Annotated in this window: 17 protein-coding genes; 10 read left to right on the top strand and 7 right to left on the bottom strand. The window is 69.0% G+C overall.

Annotated features, from left to right (window positions below; translation table 11 throughout):
* Positions 1-415 precede the first annotated feature (415 nt).
* The 3 genes from JF597_RS42475 (at position 416) to JF597_RS42465 (ending at position 3,659) form a co-directional block, all read left to right on the top strand.
* Entirely contained in the window at positions 416-1,099 is a 684-nt protein-coding gene (locus JF597_RS42475; RefSeq protein ID WP_294009337.1) for a PadR family transcriptional regulator, read from the top strand.
* 43 nt (positions 1,100-1,142) lie between these two features.
* The gene (locus JF597_RS42470; protein WP_294009335.1) at positions 1,143-2,225 is read left to right on the top strand and encodes an inositol-3-phosphate synthase; all 1,083 of its coding nucleotides are present in this window, start codon (positions 1,143-1,145) and stop codon (positions 2,223-2,225) included.
* A gap of 138 nt (positions 2,226-2,363) precedes the next feature.
* Positions 2,364-3,659 (top strand): MFS transporter, encoded by a 1,296-nt coding sequence (locus JF597_RS42465; RefSeq protein ID WP_294009333.1) that lies wholly within the window; start codon positions 2,364-2,366, stop codon positions 3,657-3,659.
* Between the two features lie 96 nt (positions 3,660-3,755).
* Here the strand turns inward: JF597_RS42465 and JF597_RS42460 are convergent, their stop codons facing one another.
* The gene (locus tag JF597_RS42460) at positions 3,756-5,198 is read right to left on the bottom strand and encodes a CCA tRNA nucleotidyltransferase (RefSeq protein WP_294009331.1); all 1,443 of its coding nucleotides are present in this window, start codon (positions 5,196-5,198) and stop codon (positions 3,756-3,758) included.
* 288 nt (positions 5,199-5,486) lie between these two features.
* Here JF597_RS42460 and JF597_RS42455 point away from each other — a divergent pair, with 288 nt between their 5' ends.
* The 7 genes from JF597_RS42455 (at position 5,487) to trxA (ending at position 15,362) form a co-directional block, all read left to right on the top strand.
* The gene (locus tag JF597_RS42455) at positions 5,487-7,958 is read left to right on the top strand and encodes a DUF6049 family protein (RefSeq protein WP_294009329.1); all 2,472 of its coding nucleotides are present in this window, start codon (positions 5,487-5,489) and stop codon (positions 7,956-7,958) included.
* Positions 7,959-8,004: 46 nt separating this feature from the next.
* On the top strand, positions 8,005-10,326 hold the full coding sequence (gene murJ / locus JF597_RS42450) for a murein biosynthesis integral membrane protein MurJ (RefSeq protein WP_294009327.1): 2,322 nt from the start codon (positions 8,005-8,007) through the stop codon (positions 10,324-10,326).
* A gap of 118 nt (positions 10,327-10,444) precedes the next feature.
* The gene (locus JF597_RS42445; protein ID WP_294009325.1) at positions 10,445-12,169 is read left to right on the top strand and encodes a protein kinase family protein; all 1,725 of its coding nucleotides are present in this window, start codon (positions 10,445-10,447) and stop codon (positions 12,167-12,169) included.
* 35 nt (positions 12,170-12,204) lie between these two features.
* On the top strand, positions 12,205-12,930 hold the full coding sequence (gene sigM, locus JF597_RS42440) for an RNA polymerase sigma factor SigM (protein ID WP_294009323.1): 726 nt from the start codon (positions 12,205-12,207) through the stop codon (positions 12,928-12,930).
* Complete coding sequence (locus JF597_RS42435; protein WP_294009321.1) at positions 12,927-13,820, top strand: anti-sigma factor; 894 nt, start codon at positions 12,927-12,929, stop codon at positions 13,818-13,820. Before sigM ends, JF597_RS42435 begins: the two co-directional genes overlap by 4 nt.
* Positions 13,821-14,013: 193 nt before the next feature.
* A complete protein-coding gene (trxB, locus tag JF597_RS42430; RefSeq protein WP_294009319.1) occupies positions 14,014-14,982 on the top strand; it encodes a thioredoxin-disulfide reductase in 969 nt (322 codons plus the stop codon).
* 47 nt (positions 14,983-15,029) lie between these two features.
* Positions 15,030-15,362, top strand: coding sequence for a thioredoxin (gene trxA / locus JF597_RS42425; protein ID WP_089100462.1), 333 nt, complete (start codon positions 15,030-15,032; stop codon positions 15,360-15,362).
* Positions 15,363-15,413: 51 nt separating this feature from the next.
* Here the strand turns inward: trxA and JF597_RS42420 are convergent, their stop codons facing one another.
* The 6 genes from JF597_RS42420 to JF597_RS42395 form a co-directional block, all read right to left on the bottom strand.
* A complete protein-coding gene (locus tag JF597_RS42420; RefSeq protein WP_294009307.1) occupies positions 15,414-16,031 on the bottom strand; it encodes a GNAT family N-acetyltransferase in 618 nt (205 codons plus the stop codon).
* Positions 16,032-16,367: 336 nt separating this feature from the next.
* Positions 16,368-17,486 carry a ParB/RepB/Spo0J family partition protein gene (locus JF597_RS42415; RefSeq protein ID WP_294009305.1) on the bottom strand — a complete coding sequence of 373 codons (1,119 nt, stop codon included), beginning with the start codon at positions 17,484-17,486 and terminating at the stop codon, positions 16,368-16,370.
* Positions 17,483-18,556 (bottom strand): ParA family protein, encoded by a 1,074-nt coding sequence (locus JF597_RS42410; RefSeq protein WP_294009354.1) that lies wholly within the window; start codon positions 18,554-18,556, stop codon positions 17,483-17,485. The genes JF597_RS42415 and JF597_RS42410 overlap by 4 nt, the downstream gene beginning before the upstream one ends.
* 298 nt (positions 18,557-18,854) lie before the next feature.
* The gene (gene rsmG, locus JF597_RS42405) at positions 18,855-19,571 is read right to left on the bottom strand and encodes a 16S rRNA (guanine(527)-N(7))-methyltransferase RsmG (protein WP_294009303.1); all 717 of its coding nucleotides are present in this window, start codon (positions 19,569-19,571) and stop codon (positions 18,855-18,857) included.
* A 116-nt stretch (positions 19,572-19,687) separates the two neighbouring features.
* Complete coding sequence (locus JF597_RS42400) at positions 19,688-20,200, bottom strand: R3H domain-containing nucleic acid-binding protein (RefSeq protein ID WP_294009301.1); 513 nt, start codon at positions 20,198-20,200, stop codon at positions 19,688-19,690.
* Positions 20,201-20,215: 15 nt separating this feature from the next.
* The coding region (locus JF597_RS42395; protein WP_294009299.1) for a YidC/Oxa1 family membrane protein insertase at positions 20,216-20,877 on the bottom strand (662 nt) is incomplete at its 5' end.

The raw sequence follows: 20,877 nt of genomic DNA, 5'->3' as shown, positions 1-20,877 counted from the left end.
GCGGCACGTCCGCCTCCCTGCGGCGGCGGCGGTTTGCGACGGTGCTCGCTCATCGAACGATTACTCCTCGGGCAGGCGCACCCGTGGGCGCCTGGAACGGCGGCTGATTTCCGGTCCCCCCGACATACGGATGTGGTCGGTCCTGCATTCACCCGTACGGCACCGAGGACGTGGACGCCCCCCAGGCGTCACTTGGTTCCCGGTGGTCTGCATGCCGCACAGACTACGCACCAGCAAAACCCGCCGAGGCCCGAAGTTCACCCCAAATCAGGCAAGTTGCCTCCAACGAATCGGTGATGTGATCCCGTTCACCGTCGTTCCTCTTGTCGCCCAGGGAAAGCCGATCTATCGTCGGGATGTATCGAGTCGATACATCAGAGCGAGATAAGCGAGCCGCGGACGAGAGGAGGCGACCATGAGCCGGCGCTCCGGCATCCTTGAGTTCGCCGTCCTCGGCCTGCTCCGCGAGTCCCCGATGCACGGCTATGAGCTGCGGAAACGACTCAACACCTCACTGGGCGTGTTCCGTGCGTTCAGCTACGGAACGCTGTACCCCTGCCTCAAGACGCTGGTCGCCAACGGCTGGTTGATCGAGGAACCGGGGAGTACCGCCGAGGACGCACTCGCCGCGCCGCTCGCCGGCCGCCGCGCCAAGATCGTCTACCGGTTGACGGCGGAAGGTAAGGAGCACTTCGAGGAGCTCCTGTCGCAGACCGGCCCCGACGCGTACGAGGACGAACACTTCGCGGCGCGGTTCGCCTTCTTCGGGCAGACCTCCCGCGATGTGCGGATGCGCGTACTGGAGGGCCGCCGCAGCCGGCTGGAGGAGCGCCTGGAGAAGATGCGCGCCTCGCTGGCGCGCACCCGGGAGCGCCTCGACGACTACACGCTTGAGCTCCAGCGCCACGGGATGGAGTCCGTGGAGCGCGAAGTGCGCTGGCTGAACGAGCTCATCGAGAGCGAGCGGGCCGGGCGGGACCTCAAGGGTTTCGCCTCCGGGGGATCCGCTCAGCAGAACACCACCAATGGAACGCCGGGCGCCCTGCCCCGGTCCGGGGATTCCCTCCGGCCGGATGCGTCCGACGACACCGCCACGTGAGACCCGTTCAGGGCCTCACTCGTACACACAGGGAGCAACCGGAATGGGTTCGGTTCGCGTAGCCATCGTCGGCGTGGGCAACTGCGCCGCATCGTTGGTGCAGGGCGTCGAGTACTACAAGGACGCCGACCCGGCGTCCAAGGTCCCCGGCCTGATGCACGTGCAGTTCGGCGAGTACCACGTCAAGGACGTGGAGTTCGTCGCCGCGTTCGACGTGGACGCCAAGAAGGTCGGCCTCGACCTGGCGGACGCCATCGGCGCCTCCGAGAACAACACCATCAAGATCTGCGACGTGCCCAACACCGGTGTCACCGTCCAGCGCGGCCACACCCTCGACGGTCTCGGCAAGTACTACCGCCAGACCATCGAGGAGTCCGAGGCCGAGCCGGTCGACGTCGTCCGGATCCTCAAGGACAAGCAGGTCGACGTCCTCGTCTGCTACCTGCCCGTCGGTTCCGAGGACGCGGCGAAGTTCTACGCCCAGTGCGCCATCGACGCCAAGGTCGCCTTCGTCAACGCCCTCCCGGTCTTCATCGCCGGCACCAAGGAGTGGGCGGACAAGTTCACCGAGGCCGGTGTGCCGATCGTCGGCGACGACATCAAGTCCCAGGTCGGCGCCACCATCACGCACCGCGTCATGGCGAAGCTCTTCGAGGACCGGGGCGTCATCCTGGACCGCACGATGCAGCTGAACGTCGGCGGCAACATGGACTTCAAGAACATGCTCGAGCGCGAGCGCCTGGAGTCCAAGAAGATCTCCAAGACGCAGGCCGTCACCTCCCAGATCCCCGACCGGGACCTCGGCGAGAAGAACGTCCACATCGGCCCGTCCGACTACGTCGCCTGGCTCGACGACCGCAAGTGGGCGTACGTCCGCCTGGAGGGCCGTGCCTTCGGTGACGTCCCGCTGAACCTGGAGTACAAGCTCGAGGTCTGGGACTCCCCGAACTCCGCTGGTGTCATCATCGACGCCCTGCGCGCCGCGAAGATCGCCAAGGACCGCGGCATCGGCGGCCCGATCCTCTCCGCGTCCAGCTACTTCATGAAGTCCCCGCCGGTCCAGTACTTCGACGACGAGGCCCGCGAGAACGTGGAGAAGTTCATCCGCGGCGACGTCGAGCGCTGACCCGGCACCCCGCCGGGTACCGAAGCTCCACAGCTCAAGCTCGCAAAAAACGCTCCTGCCAGGGCTCAGAGGGTCCCCGGGTCATTCGATCCGGGGACCCTTCTCCTGTGCACGGCCCCATATGTGAGGCTGTGCCCCATGCCCGTCGTCCGCGACCTGCGTGTCCTGCTGCGCCTGCGGAACTTCCGCCGTCTACTCGTCATACGCCTGCTCTCCCAGGGGGCCGACGGCGTCTACCAGGTCGCCCTCGCCGCCTACGTCGTCTTCTCCCCGGAGAAACAGACCTCGCCTGCCGCGATCGCCTCGGCCATGGCCGTCCTGCTCCTTCCGTACTCCCTCGTCGGCCCCTTCGCCGGCGTCCTGCTGGACCGCTGGCGCCGCCGCCAGATCTTCCTCTACGGCAATCTGCTGCGCGCGCTGCTGGCCGCGGCCACGGCCGTCCTCATGGTCAGCCAGGTCCCCGACTGGCTCTTCTACGCCTCCGCCCTGTGTGTCACGGCCGTCAACCGCTTCGTCCTCTCCGGGCTGTCCGCCGCGCTGCCCCGGGTGGTCGACGACGACCGGCTGGTCCTCGCCAACTCCCTCTCCCCGACCGCCGGCACCCTTGCCGCGACCGCCGGCGGCGGCCTCGCCTTCGCCGTACGGCTGGTGGCCTCGGACTCCGATGCCGCCGTGGTGCTGCTGGGCGCCGTGCTGTACCTGGGCGCGGCCCTCGCCTCTCTGACCATGGCCCCCGATCTCCTCGGCCCGGACCGGCATCCGGTCCAGCCGAGCCTGGGAACGGCCGTGATCACCACGGCACGCGACCTGCTGGAGGCGATTCGGCATCTCACCGCACCGCGCCGCCGTGAGGCGGCCTGGGCCCTGGTCAGCATGACGGCGATGCGCTTCTGCTACGGCGCACTGCTCGTGTTGGTGCTGATGCTGTGCCGGTACGCCCTCTCCTCCGACCCGGACGACGGACTCGGATTGCTGGGGCTGGCCCTGGGCATCTCCGGCGCGGGCTTCTTCGCCGCCGCCGTGGTGACGCCATGGGCCGCGGGGCGCCTCGGCCCCGCCCGCTGGATCGTCGTATGCGCCGCGTCGGCAGCCGTGCTGGAGCCCGCCCTGGGCCTCCCGTTCACTACCGTCCCCATGCTCGTCGCCGCCTTCGTCCTGGGACTCGTCACCCAGGGCGCGAAGATCGCCACGGACACTCTCGTGCAGTCGTCCGTCGACGACGGTTTCCGCGGCCGGATCTTCTCCGTCTACGACGTGCTCTTCAACGTCGCCTTTGTCGGGGCCGCCGCAGTAGCCGCGCTGATGCTTCCGCCGGACGGCCGCTCCGCGACCCTCGTCATCACGGTCGCCCTCGTCTACGCAGTGGTCGCTGCGGCCATGGGCCCGCTTCGAACACGACCACCGACCGCAGCAGGATCATGCAGCCCGCAGTGAAGAGTGAAGAGGGGCGATGTTTCACGTGAAACATCGCCCCTCTTTACGTCACGGCGGGGTCATGTTTCACGTGAAACATGACCCCGCCGTGCACCCTCAGCCCTGCTCGGCCCACCACTCCTTGAGCGCGGTCACCGCTGCGTCGTGCCCCATCGGCCCGTTCTCCAGCCGAAGCTCCAGCATGTGCTTGTAGGCCTTGCCGACCTCCGGGCCGGGGCGGATACCCAGGATCTCCATGATCTGGTTGCCGTCGAGGTCCGGGCGGATCGCATCAAGCTCCTCCTTCTCCTGGAGTTCGGCGATGCGCTGCTCCAAGCCGTCGTACGCACGGGAGAGCGCCGCGGCCCTCCGCTTGTTGCGGGTGGTGCAGTCGGACCGGGTGAGCTTGTGCAGGCGGTCCAGCAGCGGGCCCGCGTCACGGACATAGCGGCGGACCGCCGAGTCCGTCCACTCTCCGGTGCCGTAGCCGTGGAAGCGCAGATGGAGCTCGACCAGCTGCGAGACGTCCTTCACCAGTTCGTTGGAGTACTTCAAGGCCGTCATGCGCTTCTTGGTCATCTTCGCGCCGACCACTTCGTGGTGGTGGAACGAGACCCGACCGTCGTCCTCGAAGCGGCGGGTGCGCGGCTTGCCGATGTCGTGCAGCAGAGCGGCGAGCCGGAGGGTGAGGTCGGGACCGTTCCCCTCCAGCGCCATGGCCTGTTCCAGGACGATCAACGTGTGGTCATAGACGTCCTTGTGCCGGTGGTGCTCGTCGCTCTCCAGACGCAGGGCGGGCAGCTCGGGCAGCACATGGTCGGCGATGCCGGTCTCGACGAGCAGGGTCAGCCCCTTGCGGGGGTGAGCCGAGAGGATCAGCTTGTTCAGCTCGTCCCGGACCCGCTCGGCCGAGACGATCTCCAGGCGGCCGGCCATGTCCTTCATCGCCGCGACGACCTCGGGGGCCACCTCGAAGTCGAGCTGCGCGGCGAAGCGGGCGGCCCGCATCATCCGCAGCGGGTCGTCCGAGAAGGAGTCCTCGGGCGTCCCCGGGGTGCGCAGCACACGCCGTGCGAGGTCCTCGCGACCGCCGTGAGGGTCGATGAAGTCCTTCTCCGGCAGCGCCACCGCCATCGCGTTGACCGTGAAGTCGCGGCGGACGAGGTCCTCCTCGATGGAGTCGCCGTACGACACCTCGGGCTTGCGCGAGGTGCGGTCGTAGGCCTCGGAGCGGTAGGTGGTGACCTCGATCTGATAGCCCTGCTTCTGCGCGCCGACCGTGCCGAAGGCGATCCCGACCTCCCAGACGGCGTCCGCCCAGGGCCGGACGATCTTCAGTACGTCCTCGGGGCGGGCGTCGGTCGTGAAGTCCAGGTCGTTGCCGAGCCGGCCCAGCAGCGCGTCCCGAACCGAGCCGCCGACCAGGGCAAGGGAGAACCCGGCCTCCTGGAATCGGCGGGCGAGGTCGTCGGCGACGGGCGCCACCCGCAGCAGTTCGGTCACCGCGCGCTGCTGCGCCTGGCTCAGGACGGTGGGAGTGTCTTCATTGGCGTTCGGCACAACAGAACAGGGTACGTGGCCCAGACGGCCCGAAGCGCCTCCGTATTCCGGCAGCGCCCCATGCGAAGCCCCTCTCCACAGGGGGTGGGACATCTCACTCCGTACCCGGACAAGCACTGTTTTCGCCGCTTAACCGAGTCTCCCGGCGATACTGGAGATAGGGGACGCGCCGGTCCCCTCTCCCGATCTTGTGAGGCGGACCGCGGCACTTCCGTTCAGCGCACCTCGTTACCATGCGTGGACGCACATTCCGACGACCACTGACGACGACGAGGGACGGACGAGCGCGTGGCCGAGGCGGCAGACTTCCAGGGGACGCCCTCACCTGCCCGCCGCTGGCTGCGGCGCACCGGGGCACTGCTCGCGGGTGCACCCCTGCTGGCCGGACTGATGCAGCTGCCCGCGGCGGCGCCGGCGCAGGCGGCCGGTTCGGACACCGTGTCCGTCGCCCTGGACTCACTGAGCCCCAGCGCACCCAGCGACGGGGACACGCTGACGGTCTCCGGCACGGTGACCAACAACGGCAAGCAGGCCGTCACGGACGCGCACGTGGACCTGCGGATGGGCGCCCTGCTCAGCACGCGCTCCGAGATCGACACAGCCGCCCGGCACTCCGAGGACCTCCAGTCGGGCCTGGGCACCGAGGTCGGCGGCAAGTACACCGAGGACTTCGACTCGCTCTCGCCGGGCGTCGCCGAGCACTTCAGCATCTCCGTGCCGGTCGACAAGCTGGATCTCGGCCAGGACGGTGTGTACCAGTTCGGCGTCGCGCTGTCCGGGAAGACCTCCGCGCAGCAGTGGGACCAGGTCCTCGGCATCCAGCGCACGTTCCTGCCGTGGCAGTCCTCCGAGGCCGACACGAAGACCAAGACGACGTATCTGTGGCCGCTGATCTCCACCGTCCACGTGACGGCGAAGACGGGCGCCGGCGAATTGCAGACGCCCGTCTTCCAGAACGACGACCTTGCCGAGGAGATCTCGCCCGGCGGTCGGCTGGCCCAGATGCTGGCGCTCGGCAAGGATCTCGATGTCACCTGGGTGATCGACCCGGATCTACTGGCCTCGGTGGACCAGATGACGCGCAACTACCGGGTCCAGGGCGCCGGCGACACCACCACGGCCGGCACCCACCAGGCGGTGGCCAAGCAGTTCCTGGCCGACCTGCAGGAAGCGGTGGCGGACAAGGAGGTGGTGGCCCTTCCCTTCGCCGACCCGGACCTGGCCTCCCTCGCCCACAACGGCACCGCCGTGACCGGCTCGCTGAGCCACCTCAAGGACGCCACCGACGTCGCCACCACCACCGTGAAGACCGTGCTCCATGTCACACCGAGCACCGACTTCGCGTGGCCCGTGAACGGCGCCGTCGATCCCTCGATCATCAAGGTCGCCACCTCGGCGGGCGCCGACAAGGTGATCGCCCGCAGCGACAGCCTCCAGGAGACCGGCGGGCTGACCTACACGCCCTCGGCGGCTCGTCCGATCGGGGGCGGCACCACGGCGGTGGTCGCCGACGCGCGGCTGTCCACGGCGTTCGAGGGCGATCTGACGCGCGCCGACTCGGCCACACTCGCCGTGCAGCAGTTCCTCGCCCAGAGCCTCGCGCTGAACACCCAGACCGGCAAACAGCGCAGCATCGTCGTCGCCCCGCAGCGGATTCCGTCGGCAAGCCAGGCCCAGGCGATGGCGACGGCGATCACCGCGCTGCAGGACAGCAACTGGTCGCAGTCCCAGGACCTCGAGGCGGCAGCCAAGGCCAAGCCCGACCCCGGCGCGACCACCAAGATCCCCTCGTCGTCCGCGTACCCCTCCGCACTGCGCAAGCAGGAGCTGCCCCGGACGGCCTTCGAGCAGATCGCCCGCACCCAGGACAAGCTCGACAACTTCCAGGTGATCCTCACCGACGAGTCCCGGGTGGTGACCCCCTTCGGGCGGGCCATAAACCGCGAGATGTCCACGTCGTGGCGGGGTCGCGGCAGTGAGGCGGACAGCTTCCGCACAAGCGTGGAGTCCTGGCTCGACGACCTCACCGGCCAGGTCAAGCTGATCGACAAGTCCGAGACCAAGCTCTCCGGCCGCAGCGCCACCATCCCGGTGACCGTCCAGAACAACCTGGTCCAGGGCGTCGACCACCTCGTGCTGCGGCTCACCTCGACCATGCCGACCCGACTGGAGATCGGCGGCAAGCCCTACTACGAGGAGCCCGTCGAGGTCTCCGGCGGCCACAGCCAGTCCGTGAAGTTCTCCACCTCGGCCAACGCCAACGGGCGGGTCGAGGTCACCGCCCAGCTCTATACCGAGGACGGCCAGGAGTACGGCGCGCCCGTCAGGTTCGACGTGAAGGTCACCGAGGTCACGCCGACGGTGATGCTGGTCATCGGCGGCGGCGTGCTGCTGCTGGTACTCGCCGGCTTCCGTATGTACACCCAGCGCAAGCGGGCGGCCGCCCGCCGGACCGAAGAGGGCAACGGCCCCGAGGAGACGGGCGAGCACACTCCGGACACTGCCGACGCCCCCGGGGCCCCCGGCACCCCGGAGGCCCCCGGTACTCCGGAAGCCCCGGACACTCCCGGGGCCGGGAACCCGGAGCACACCAAGGACGCCGACGGCCCCGGGAACCCCGCTGCCGGTGGGGATCGTCTCCAGGAGGAGTCCGTCGCCCGGTCCCGGGAAGACGACCCGGAGCAGCCGAGTGACCCGACACCGGACACCGCACCGGAAAGCACCGACCCGTCCGAGACGGGTGAGAGAGTGGACCGTTGAGCGATGTCGTGGCCGGTGGGCCCGGGACGATGAGGTAGGGGTAACCATGAACGCGCCGTACGACGGTGAAAGCGGCCAGGGCGCGGCCGGTTCGGGCTACCCCGAGCCGCCGCCGGAGCCCGGCCAGGTCCCGCCGCAGCACGCGGCTGACATGTACCTCCAGGACGCCTACGACCAGGACCCCTACCGGGCACGTGACCTCTCCGCCCAGGACCCGGTCGCCGAGGCACTCTACGACCGTGCCGCGCACCCTCCGCCGGCTCCGGGCAGCTACCCGCAGCAGCCGCTGTACGGGCAGCCCGCCCAGTCGCCGTACGCCCCCGATCCGCACGTGTGGGCCCAGACCCCGGCGCCGGAGCCGGACGGCGCGAGCCAGTACCTGCCGTACGGCGACAACCCGCGCACGACCCAGTTCGTGGGCGTCGACGACCTGGTCTCGCACTCCGGTGAGGAGCGTCACGAGCCTGACGCCTTCGCTCATCTCTTCCGCGACCAGCAGCAGAACGGCTACCGGGACCAGCAGCAGAGCGGCTACCGGGATCCGCAGCAGGGCGGCGGGCGGCTGCCCTCGGAGCCCCCGGCGGTGCCGGGTCCCGCGGCCGCCCCGGGCGGGCCCGGACCGGTGCCTCCGTACCAGGCAGCGACGCCACCGGCTGCTCCGACGGCCGCGGTCGACCAGACCCTGAACCTCGGCGCCGTCCCCGCCGCGGCCCCGGCGCCCGTCACGGCGAAGAAGGGCGGGAAGGCCGCAGGCCTGCTCAAGTCGAGCGCCGTGATGGCGGCGGGCACGATGGTCTCCCGCCTCACCGGCTTCGTCCGCTCCGCGCTGATCGTCTCCGCACTGGGCGTCGGCCTGCTCGGTGACACCTTCCAAGTCGCCTACCAGCTGCCGACGATGATCTACATCCTGACCGTCGGCGGCGGTCTCAACTCCGTCTTCGTGCCGCAGCTGGTGCGGGCCATGAAGGAGGACGACGACGGCGGCGAGGCCTTCGCCAACCGTCTGCTCACCCTCGTCATGGTGGCGCTGGGCCTGCTCACCGCCGCCACCATCGCGGCCGCGCCCTTCCTGATCCGCCTGCTGTCCGACTCGGTCGCCAGCGACCCGGCGGCCAACGAGGTCGGCATCACCTTCGTCCGCTACTTCCTGCCCTCGATCTTCTTCATGGGCATCCACGTGGTGATGGGTCAGATCCTCAACGCCCGTGGCAAGTTCGGCGCGATGATGTGGACCCCCGTCCTCAACAACATCGTCATCATCGTCACCCTCGGCCTGTTCATCTGGGTCTACGGCACCGCCGCGCACTCCGGCATGAAGGTCACGACCATTCCGCCGGAAGGCCAGCGGCTGCTCGGCCTCGGCGTGCTGCTCGGGCTCGTGGTCCAGGCCCTGGCGATGATCCCCTACCTGCGCGAGACGGGGTTCCGGCTGCGGCTGCGCTTCGACTGGCGGGGCCACGGCCTCGGCAAGGCCGCGACGCTCGCCAAGTGGACCGTGCTGTTCGTCCTCGCCAACCAGGCGGGCGCTCTCGTCGTCTCCCAGCTGTCGACCTCGGCCGGCAAGGCCTCCCCGGTCGACGGCACCGGCTTCGCCGCCTACGCCAACGCCCAGCTGATCTGGGGCCTGCCGCAGGCCATCATCACGGTCTCCCTGATGGCCGCCCTGCTGCCGCGGATCTCCCGCTCGGCCGCCGAGAACGACACGGGCGCCGTCCGCGACGACATCTCCCAGGGGCTCAGGACGACCGCCGTCGCGATCGTCCCCATCTCCTTCGGCTTCCTGGCCCTCGGCATCCCGATGTGCACCCTGATCTTCGGTTCCTCGGGCATCAGCGAGGCCACCAACATGGGCTTCATGCTGATGGCCTTCGCCCTCGGCCTGATCCCCTACTCGGTGCAGTACGTCGTCCTGCGCGCCTTCTACGCCTACGAAGACACCCGCACCCCCTTCTACAACACGGTCATCGTCGCGGCGGTCAACGCGGGCGCCTCTGTCGCCTGTTACCTGCTGCTCCCGGCCCGCTGGGCGGTGGCCGGCATGGCGGCCTCCTACGGTCTGGCCTACGCGATCGGCGTCGGGGTGGCCTGGCGGCGGCTGCGCAAGCGGCTCGGCGGCGACCTGGACGGCTCCCGGGTCACCCGCACCTATGCCAGGCTCTGCATCGCCTCCGTACCGGCCGCGCTGCTCAGTGGGGCGGCCTGCTACGGCATCGGCCACACTCTGGGGCAGGGCGTGGTCGGTTCCTTCGCCGCGCTGCTGGCCGGCGGCGCGGTCCTGCTCGGCGTCTTCTACGTCGCCGCGCGCCGCATGCGCATCGAGGAACTCAACTCCCTCGTGGGTATGGTGCGCGGGCGTCTGGGTCGCTGAGGCGGGGGTAAGCGCACAACCATCGTTCGCCGCCGCGTGTCGTGCATAGCGGGGGACTGTGGGCACAATTGGTTTCGGCGTCGGACAGCGTGCAACGGATGGGGAGGCAGGAACGACGGTGGCGGAACGCAGCACGGCTGCCGTCGACGTGGCAGACAACAGCGGTGACGAGCCGCTGACCGCCAAGGCGGACCAGTCCACGGCCGACGGGGTGGCCAAGAACCCGGAGCGGGACACGGACAGCGACGAAGCACAGGGAAACGGCATGGCCGCGGGTGCTGAGAAGCAGGCCGCACCCCCTGAACTGCACAGCGGGCACAAGCTCGCCAGACGCTACCGTCTTGAGGAGTGCGTCACCCGTCTGGACGGATTCAGCAGTTGGCGTGCGGTCGACGAGAAACTTCGCCGTGCCGTCGGCGTCCACATCCTGCCCGCCGACCATCCGCGGACCCGTGCGGTGCTGGCCGCCGCCCGCTCCGCCGCACTGCTCGGGGACCCGCGCTTCGTGCAGGTCCTGGACGCGGTCGAGGAGAACGACCTCGCCTATGTCGTCCACGAGTGGCTGCCGGACGCCACGGAGCTGACCGCGCTGCTCGCGGCCGGACCGCTGGAGCCGCACGACGCCTACCAGATGGTCAGCCAGATCGCCTCCGCGATGGCGGCCGCACACCGCGAAGGGCTGGCCCATCTCCGCCTGAACCCGAACGCCGTGCTGCGCACCTCCACCGGTCAGTGGCGCATCCGTGGTCTCGCCGTGAACGCGGCGCTGCGCGGTATCAGTTCCGACACCCCGCAGCGCACCGACACCGAGGCGATCGGCGCTCTGCTGTACGCGGCGCTGACCCAGCGCTGGCCCTACGAGAGCGACGCCTACGGGCTGGCCGGGCTGCCCAAGGACGTCGGTCTGATCGCACCCGACCAGGTGCGTGCCGGCGTCCACCGCGGCCTGTCCGAGCTCGCCATGCGGGCTCTGGTCAACGACGGCGCCACCGCCTCCCGCCACGAGTCCGCGTGCACCACGCCGGAGGAGCTGGTGAAGGCGATCGGCGAGATGCCCCGCATCCGTCCGCCGGAGCCGGCGTTCACGGCACCGCCCGAGTACCAGCGCACCACCTACCAGCAGGGCACCTACGGCCGTCCCACGCCGCCCGGCGTGACACAGCCGCTCCAGGCCCCGCCGCCACCGCTCCAGAGCCGCACCGGCAAGGCGCTGAAGTGGGCCGTCTCTGCCCTCCTCATCGCCGCCCTGGGCCTGGGCAGCTGGCAGCTGGCGGACGCCCTGATGGACCAGGGCGACAAGTCCGGCGGCGACACCACCAACACCCAGACGACGGACGACGGCGACAAGAACACCGCCAGCCCCGCGCCCGCCGCCGCGATAAAGATCCAGGACGCGCAGGAGTACGTCGCCAAGGGCGATGCCCAGCATCCGAACGACGTCAGTAAGACGTACGACGGCAGCACCTCGACCTACTGGAGGACCAACACCTTCCTGAGCGGCCCGGAGCTCGCGCCGTACAAGCCAGGTGTGGGGATCGTCTACGACCTGGGCTCCGCGAAGGAACTCGCCACGGGAACCATCTCCCTTCGCTACTCTGGCGATCACACGACGGTCGAGCTGTACGCCGCCGACTCGCTGAACCCGGGGTCGATCAGCTCGATGACGAAGATCGGCAGCGTCACCACCACCGGGAACACCGCCACGGTGAAGGTCAGCAAGAAGGTGAAGAGCCAGTTCGTACTCATGTGGATCACCGCCGTGCCGAATTCGGGCGCGGATCCCGACGCGTACGCACAGGCCGGCTACAAGCAGGCCGTCACCGAGGTGAAGTTCACGGGCTGACGTCTCACCGGTGGCACTGAAGGCGGAGGGGGCAGATGGCGGAAGGCGCCGGATACGGCGGAGCGAGCGATCAGGAGCTGCTCGCCCGCCATGTGGAAGGCGACCCCGATGCCTTCGGTGAGATCGTGCGACGGCACCGGGACCGGCTCTGGGCGGTCGCCCTGCGGACCCTGGGGGACCGCGAGGAGGCCGCCGACGCCGTCCAGGACGCCCTCGTATCCGCCTACAGGGCCGCCCACACCTTCCGGGGCCAGTCGGCCGTCACCACGTGGCTGCACCGGATCACGGTCAACGCCTGCCTCGACCGCGCGCGCAAGACGGCCTCCCGCAAGACCGCCCCCGTCGACGACACCGAACGGCTGGAGCAACTGCTGGAGCCGCATGAATCGGCCTCTGCTCCGGCCGAGCGCAACGATCTGCACCGCCAGCTCCTGGAAGCCCTCGGCACCCTGCCCCACGACCAGCGGGCCGCCCTCGTCCTGGTCGACATGCAGGGCTACCCGGTCGCCGAGGCGGCCCGGATCCTCGACGTTCCCACCGGGACGGTGAAGAGCCGATGCGCTCGCGGAAGAGCCAGACTCCTGCCGCTGCTCACCCATCTACGGCCGGAAAACACCGGTGACGAGAACGACCCGGCCCGGGCACGGAACCGGGCGGAGGGGACATCCGTCCCACCCGCAGCGGGGCCTCAGGACGGGGGCCCACAGGACACCGGGCCGAGTGATTCAGCCGCAGTGAAGGGCGGAGGTGGGCGAGCGTGACATCGACGACAGACACGACCGGGCACCCGGACGTCGCGGAGATCTCCGACCTCACCGAGGGTCTGCTCCCACCCGCCCGGACGGAGGAGGTACGACAGCACCTCGACGGGTGCGAACTCTGCACCGACGTCCACACCTCGCTGGAGGAGATCCGGGGTCTCCTCGGCGCACTGCCGGGTCCCCCGCCCATGCCGGCCGATGTCGCGGGCCGGATCGACGCCGCCCTCGCCGCCGAGGCACTGCTGAACACGACGGCACCCGTGGCTCCTGTTTCACGTGAAACATCTCCCCGCCAGACGCCGTCCCCGGGGGATCGCCCTGCCGGACGGCCGAGTGCCTCCGCCGGTCCCGGCCGCAAGGACCGCGGGCGCAACCGCGGCCGACGCCGCCGCACAGTCGTCCTCGGCACGGTCTTCACGGCCGCCGTTCTCGGCGCCGGTTCTTTTTTTCTCCAGTCGCTCGGAGGTGGCGGAACCCCGACGGCTCAGAGCAAGCCGACGAACTCCGCCGGAGCCTTCTCCAAGAGCACCCTTCAGGGCCAGGTGAAGGATCTCCTCGGCACGAAGCCGACCACGCAGCGCGGCTCCCAGAAGCCCTTCAGCGTCGAGTCCCAGCCCACCGGTCGGCCGAACTCGACGCCAAGCCCGACGGTCAAGCTCCAGCCCACGACACAGGTGCCTGCGTGCGTGCGCCAGGGCATCAGCCAGACCGACCTTGTCCTAGGCGCGAAGAAAGGGACCTACGAGGGGCATGACGCCTACCTCGTCGTGCTCCCCGACTCCTCCGACGCCTCCCGGGTGACGGCATACGTCGTCGACGCGTCCTGCGACAGCAAGAGGTCAGCCTCCCCCGGCAAGGTCCTCCTGACGGAGTCCCTGGCCCACCCCTGAGCGTCCTCCGGAGACAGCATCAGAGTGGGCACGCATCGTCTCCCTGCAGCGTGGAAATCCGTACGGTGGGGGATGCCCGTGTGCCCGGACACAACGGGAATGCGCGCCCCTTAGGATCCGTTGGGTGGGTGAGAGCTTCTGACAGGAGCTCCCACCGGTCGAATGACGTAGACCAGAGACGAGGAATCAAGCCGTGAGCGACGTCCGTAACGTGATCATCATCGGCTCCGGGCCCGCCGGCTACACGGCGGCGCTCTACACCGCGCGCGCGTCGCTGAAGCCCCTGGTGTTCGAGGGGGCCGTCACCGCGGGCGGTGCCCTCATGAACACCACCGAGGTGGAGAACTTCCCGGGCTTCCGCGACGGCATCATGGGCCCCGATCTCATGGACAACATGCGGGCCCAGGCCGAGCGTTTCGGCGCCGAGCTGATTCCGGACGACGTCGTCTCCGTCGACCTGACCGGTGAGATCAAGACCGTCACCGACACCGCCGGAACGGTCCACAAGGCGAAGGCCGTCATCGTCACCACCGGCTCCCAGCACCGCAAGCTCGGTCTGCCGAACGAGGACGCTCTCTCCGGACGCGGCGTCTCCTGGTGCGCCACCTGTGACGGGTTCTTCTTCAAGGACCAGGACATCGCCGTCATCGGTGGTGGCGACACCGCAATGGAGGAGGCCACCTTCCTCTCCCGGTTCGCCAAGTCGGTGACGATCGTCCACCGCCGGGACACTCTGCGCGCCTCCAAGGCGATGCAGGAGCGTGCCTTCGCCGACCCGAAGATCAAGTTCGCCTGGGACAGCGAGATCGCCGAGGTCCAGGGCGAGCAGAAGCTGGCCGGCCTGAAGCTGCGCAACGTCAAGACCGGTGAGCTCTCCGATCTGCCGGTGACCGGTCTGTTCATCGCGATCGGGCACGACCCGCGCACCGAGCTCTTCAAGGGCCAGCTGGACCTCGACGAGGAGGGCTACCTCAAGGTCGCCTCGCCCTCGACGCACACCAACGTGACGGGGGTGTTCGCCGCCGGTGACGTGGTGGACCACACCTACCGCCAGGCGATCACCGCGGCCGGTACCGGCTGCTCCGCAGCTCTCGACGCCGAGCGTTTCCTCGCCGCCCTCGCGGACGAGGAGAAGGCCGAGCCCGAGAAGACCACCGTCTGACCATCCCCCCTTCCGCCCCACCGCACCATCAAGTAAAGGAGCCCGCCGTGGCCGGCACTCTGAAGCATGTGACCGACGCCGACTTCGAAGAGGTCGTGCTCAAGAGCGACAAGCCCGTCCTGGTGGACTTCTGGGCCGAGTGGTGCGGTCCGTGCCGCCAGATCGCTCCGTCGCTTGAGGCGATTGCCGCCGAGCACGGCGAGAAGATCGAGATCGTCAAGCTGAACATCGACGAGAACCCGAACACGGCGGCCAAGTACGGCGTCATGTCGATCCCGACCCTGAACGTGTACCAGGGTGGCGAGGTCGCCAAGACCATCGTCGGCGCCAAGCCGAAGGCGGCGCTTGTCCGCGACCTCGAGGACTTCATCGCCGAGTGATGTTTCACGTGAAACACGAATGGGCCAACCCTGGGGGTTGGCCCATTTGCTTTAGAGCGGCCGTAGCGCCGGTTCCTTCTGTACGGCCCCCAGAAGGCGGTCGAGCGCCAACTCCACGTCTTCTTTCCAGGAGAGCGTCGTGCGCAGCTCCAGCCGCAGCCGGGGGTGCGAGGGGTGCTGCCGGACCGTCTTGAAGCCCACCGCCAGCAGATGCTCGGCGGGGAGCAGACAGGCAGGTTCCTTGTAGCGGGCGTCGCCAAACGCCTCGATCGCCTTGAAGCCACGTCGCAGCAGATCCTTGGCGACCGTCTGTACCATCACGCGCCCGAGCCCTTGTCCTTGATAGCCAGGCATGATGAAGCCGGTCATGAGCTGGACGGCATCCGGTGACACCGGGCTCGTGGGGAACGCTGTGGAGCGCGGGACGTAGGCCGGCGGAGCGTAGAGCACATAGCCCACCGGTACGTCGTCGACATAGACCACTCGACCGCATGAGCCCCAGTCGAGCAGGACGGCGGAGATCCAGGATTCCTTCTCCAACGCGGCGGTACCCGCCCTCACCGCTGCTTCGCTGCTGACGGGGTCCAGTTCCCAGAAGACACACGAGCGACAGCGCTGGGGAAGGTCCTGAAGGTTGTCCAGCGTGAGCGGTACGAGCCGACGGCCCATGAAGGCTGTTCCTCGCTTCCTTCGCCCGCTGCGTCGCGAGCGGCTGTCAGAGCGCTGCGTTCCCTGAGCAGACTGCCGAAGAATCCGACGGTCGCGCCCAGTCCCAGACCCGCGCTCACCAGTCCGGTGCGGCTCATCGATCGCATGGCCCCCGCCTCTCTCAGAGGTGCTGCCAGCTGCCAGGTGGATGCGCCATACCGAACGCATCGTATCCACACAGCGTTTCCGTCGATACCGCCTGAAAGCAAAGAGCGGATCGTGTTCCGGTACACACCGGACGCGATCCGCTCTCTGGGCGACACAACGTCGGCCGGGCGGCAAATAACCCCCGGCCGCTCAGTCCTCCGGCTCGTCGGAGGCCGGGGAGTCGCCGTCGTGGAGGCCCTGGTGGAGAACCGGTCCCTCGCCGGGTGCGAGGGTGCCGAGGATCCGCTCAAGGTCTTCCATCGAGGCGAACTCGACAGTGATCTTGCCCTTCTTCTGGCCCAGGTCGACCTTCACCCGCGTCTCGAAACGGTCCGAGAGCCGGGTCGCGAGATCGGTCAGGGCCGGGGAGACCCGGGCGCCGGCCCGCGGTCCCTTGGCGCGTGTCGTCGTCTGCGGCCGCGAACCCATGAGGGTCACGATCTCCTCGACGGCCCGCACCGAGAGCCCCTCGGCGACGATCCGGTGGGCCAGCCGGTCCTGCTCCTCCGAGTCGTCGACGGAGAGCAGCGCCCGGGCGTGCCCGGCCGACAGGACTCCGGCGGCCACCCGGCGCTGGACGGCCGGGGAGAGCTTCAGGAGCCGCAGGGTGTTGGAGACCTGCGGGCGGGAGCGACCGATGCGGTCGGCCAGCTGGTCGTGCGTGCAGTTGAAGTCCTTGAGCAGCTGGTCGTAGGCGGCGGCCTCTTCCAGCGGGTTCAGCTGCGCGCGGTGCAGGTTCTCCAGCAACGCGTCCAGGAGGAGCTTCTCGTCGTCCGTCGCCCGGACGATCGCCGGGATCGCCTCCAGGCCGGCCTCACGGCAGGCCCGCCAGCGCCGCTCGCCCATGATGAGCTCGTAGCGAGAGGGACCCAGCTGCCGTACGACGACGGGCTGGAGGAGGCCGACTTCCTGGATGGAGGTGACCAGCTCTTGCAGAGCGTCCTCGTCGAAGACCTCACGTGGCTGTCGCGGGTTCGGCGCGATGTCGTCGAGGGGGATCTCCGCGAAGTGGGCGCCCATCGGCGGGGCAGGCGTCTCCGCGGCTCCTCCGACACCGAACACCGAGGGCTCCTCGGTTTCATGTGAAACAGCCGGCAGCGTCGTCACCTTCGCCGCCGCGACGCCACGGTCGGTCGTCAGCACCGGAGCCGCGGCGGGGGACGGAACTACCGGTCCCGCCACGGCCGTCTGGGCCGAGGTCTTCTCGGTCGGGGCAGCTGGGATCAGTGCACCGAGACCACGACCCAGCCCCCTCCGTCGCTCGCTCACTGGATCCCCTCCACCATGCTCGGGTTGGTCTGAGCGCCGATATGGGCCTGCGTCGGGTCGTAGCTGACCCCGATGCCCTTCAGCGCGATTTCTCGGGCCGCCTCAAGGTACGAGAGGGCACCGCTCGATCCAGGATCGTATGTCAGTACCGTCTGCCCGTAGCTCGGCGCCTCGGAGATGCGGACCGAGCGGGGAATGCTCGTCCGCAGCACCTCGTCGCCGAAGTGGCTGCGCACCTCGTCCGCGACCTGGGAGGCAAGGCGCGTCCGGCCGTCGTACATGGTGAGCAGGATGGTCGACACATGCAGGTTGGGGTTGAGGTGCCCCCGCACCAGGTCGACGTTGCGCAGGAGCTGGCCGAGGCCCTCCAGCGCGTAGTACTCGCACTGGATCGGGATGAGCACCTCGGCGCCCGCAACGAGCGCGTTGACCGTCAGCAGGCCAAGTGAGGGCGGGCAGTCGATGAGGATGTAGTCCAGCGGCTGCTCGTACGCCTGGATCGCCCGCTGCAGTCGACTCTCCCGCGCCACCAGGGACACCAGCTCGATCTCCGCACCGGCGAGATCGATCGTGGCGGGAGCGCAGAAGAGACCTTCGACGTCCACCACCGGCTGGACAACCTCTGCGAGGGGCTTGCTCTCGACCAACACGTCGTAGATGGACGGAACTTCCGCGTGATGGTCGATGCCCAGCGCAGTGGACGCATTGCCCTGGGGGTCGAGGTCGATCACCAGAACGCGACCGCCGTGCAGGGCCAGGGACGCGGCAAGGTTGACGGTGGTCGTCGTCTTGCCCACGCCGCCCTTCTGGTTGGCGACCACGATGACTCTGGTCTGCTCCGGACGTGGCAGTCCTTCGCCGGCGCGGCCCAGAGCCTCCACCGCGAGTTGGGCAGCACGACCGATGGGAGTGTCGTCCATCGGAGGCGGTGTTTCACGTGAAACATCCGCCCCCATCGACTCGGTACGGGGACCGGGGACCGGATCGGTCATCGGTCCCGCGATGTTGGCGTCGGACCGCAAGGATTCACTCTCCTCGACTTCAGGCTCGCAATAAACAGAGCCTCCCATGCCTTCGGGGTCGTGAACCAGTGAGGCCTGGTGTTCTGTGGAGAAATCCACCTCTGTGGACAACTCCGCGCCCCGCAGGGAGGACGGAGCGTCACCAGAGGCCCCCTCTCTGAGGGATCCGAGGGGCTTTCGGTCGCGCGGTTCGGCCGCGGCGCGGCCCCGGCCGATGATGCCGTGTAGCAGTGAGCGACGTTTCACGTGAAACACGATGCACAGTGAGCAGTACCGAAAAGCCGCGACACTCCGTCATGCGTAGGTTTGGCAGCTTGTGTGGAGTACGTCTGGTCGTCAGGACGGATCAGCGGCGCCTACGCGCCCTCCCCGTACGAGCCGCCTTAGCCCGCTTGGCCGCGAAGCGAACGCCTCCCGGGCTCTCCCCGACCTCCACACGGACGACGGTCGACAGCGGATCCACGACGCCCTCACCCACATGGAGGATGGACGTCGACACCGCGCCGAGCTTGGCCAGCGCGGTGGCTGCGGCCTTCAGCTCCTCCTCCGCCGTGTCCCCCTTGAGGGCGAGCATCTCGCCATAGGGACGCAGCAGTGGGACACCCCAGGTGGCCAGCCGGTCGAGCGGGGCCACGGCGCGGGCCGTCACCACATGCACCGGTGGCAGCTTGCCCATGACCTCCTCGGCGCGGCCACGCACCACGGTCACATGGTCCAGGCCGAGCAGCTCGACGACCTCGGTCAGGAAGTTGGTGCGCCGTAGCAGCGGCTCCAGGAGGGTGATGTTCAGGTCCTCCCGGACCAGCGCCAGCGGAATGCCCGGCAGCCCGGCTCCGGAACCCACGTCGCACACCGTCACCCCCTCGGGGACGGCCTCGGAGAGCACCGCGCAGTTCAGCAGGTGCCGCTCCCACAGGCGGGGTACTTCCCGTGGGCCGATCAGACCACGCTGCACGCCTGCCTCGGCGAGCAACTCCGCGTAGCGGACCGCATCGGCGAAGCGCTCGCCGAACACTTCCCGCGCCTGTTCGGGCGCCGGGGGGAGCTCCGCAGCCTCCGTCACGGGGACCGTCCTTCCGTACCGCGCCGGTGCTCCGCGCACCGGCCACCAGAACTACCAGGCTGACAAAGTTCGGCCCCGCCTGCTCAACAGACGGGGCCGGTGGAACGGGGGGCCGCTCAGGCGGGCAGTACGACGACGAACCGCTGCGGCTCCTCGCCCTCCGACTCGCTGCGCAGCCCGGCGGACTTGACCGCGTCGTGCACGACCTTGCGCTCGAACGGGGTCATCGGCTTCAGCTTCACAGGCTCACCGGTGCTCTTCACCTCGGCGGCGGCCTTGGCACCCAGTTCGGAGAGCTCGGCGCGCTTCTTGGCGCGGTAGCCCGCGATGTCGAGCATCAGCCGACTGCGGTCACCGGTCTCCCGGTGCACGGCCAGGCGGGTCAGCTCCTGGAGCGCCTCCAGCACCTCGCCGTCGCGACCGACCAGCTTCTGCAGGTCACGGCCGCCCGAGTCGCTGATGATCGACACGGAGGCACGGTCGGCCTCGACATCCATGTCGATGTCACCGTCGAGGTCGGCGATGTCCAGCAGACCTTCGAGATAGTCCGCCGCGATCTCGCCCTCCTGCTCCAGGCGGGTCAGGGTGTCTGCACCCTCGGCAGCGGCGGAGGTGGTGCCTTCCGTCACGGGATGGGCTCCTTCTTACTTCTTGGACGGGGACTTGGGGCGCTGCGGACCGCCCTTGCGCTGACCGGACTGGGCCCTGCTGCGGCCGTTGGCGCCGCCCTTCGGGGCCTGCTGAACGGCCGGCTTGGCATCCTGCGGCTCGTCGGACTTCTCCAGCGAGGTCGTCTTGCCCTCCGAAACCGACGAGTCCGAAGCGGCCGGAGCGGTGTCGCCGACCGCCTTCGTCGCGCCGGACTGCCGCTGGGCCTTGGTCTGGCGCTTGGGCTGCTGGCGCTTGGCAGCGCCGGCAGCCGTGGCGCCGTCCTCGGTCTGCGCGACGACCTGGGCCTCGCCCTTCACCACGGTGCCGTCGGCCTGGGCCACGAGGCCCGCCTTGGTCAGCGCGTTGATGAACGAGCGCTCGAACTCGTTGCGGTCCCGGCCCTTGGCGACAATCGCCTTGACGATGGTCTTCTCGCTGCGCCGACGGGTCTTGCCGTGGTGCGTGACGTGCTTGGTGAGGCGCTCCAGGTAGGCGGCCTGGGCCTTGGAACCCGGAGTCGGGTTGTTGCGGATGACGTACATCTGCTGGCCCATGGTCCACACGTTGGTGGTCAGCCAGTAGACGAGGACACCGACCGGGAAGTTGATGCCGAAGACGGCGAACATGACCGGGAAGACGTACATCAGCATCTTCT

Source organism: Streptomyces sp. (assembly GCF_019510245.1).
Taxonomy (GTDB): Bacteria; Actinomycetota; Actinomycetes; order Streptomycetales; family Streptomycetaceae; genus Streptomyces.
Note: the sequence above shows the minus strand (reverse complement) of the source record. Positions and strands in the feature narration are given on the sequence as shown.

Bases quoted from the DNA above. Each gene is read 5' to 3' on its own strand.
- JF597_RS42475 (WP_294009337.1), top strand. From the start codon at position 416: ATGAGCCGGCGCTCCGGCATCCTTGAGTTCGCCGTCCTCGGCCTGCTC.
- JF597_RS42470 (WP_294009335.1), top strand. From the start codon at position 1,143: ATGGGTTCGGTTCGCGTAGCCATCGTCGGCGTGGGCAACTGCGCCGCA.
- JF597_RS42465 (WP_294009333.1), top strand. From the start codon at position 2,364: ATGCCCGTCGTCCGCGACCTGCGTGTCCTGCTGCGCCTGCGGAACTTC.
- murJ (WP_294009327.1), top strand. From the start codon at position 8,005: ATGAACGCGCCGTACGACGGTGAAAGCGGCCAGGGCGCGGCCGGTTCG.
- sigM (WP_294009323.1), top strand. From the start codon at position 12,205: ATGGCGGAAGGCGCCGGATACGGCGGAGCGAGCGATCAGGAGCTGCTC.
- JF597_RS42420 (WP_294009307.1), bottom strand. From the start codon at position 16,031: ATGGGCCGTCGGCTCGTACCGCTCACGCTGGACAACCTTCAGGACCTT.
- JF597_RS42410 (WP_294009354.1), bottom strand. From the start codon at position 18,556: ATGGGAGGCTCTGTTTATTGCGAGCCTGAAGTCGAGGAGAGTGAATCC.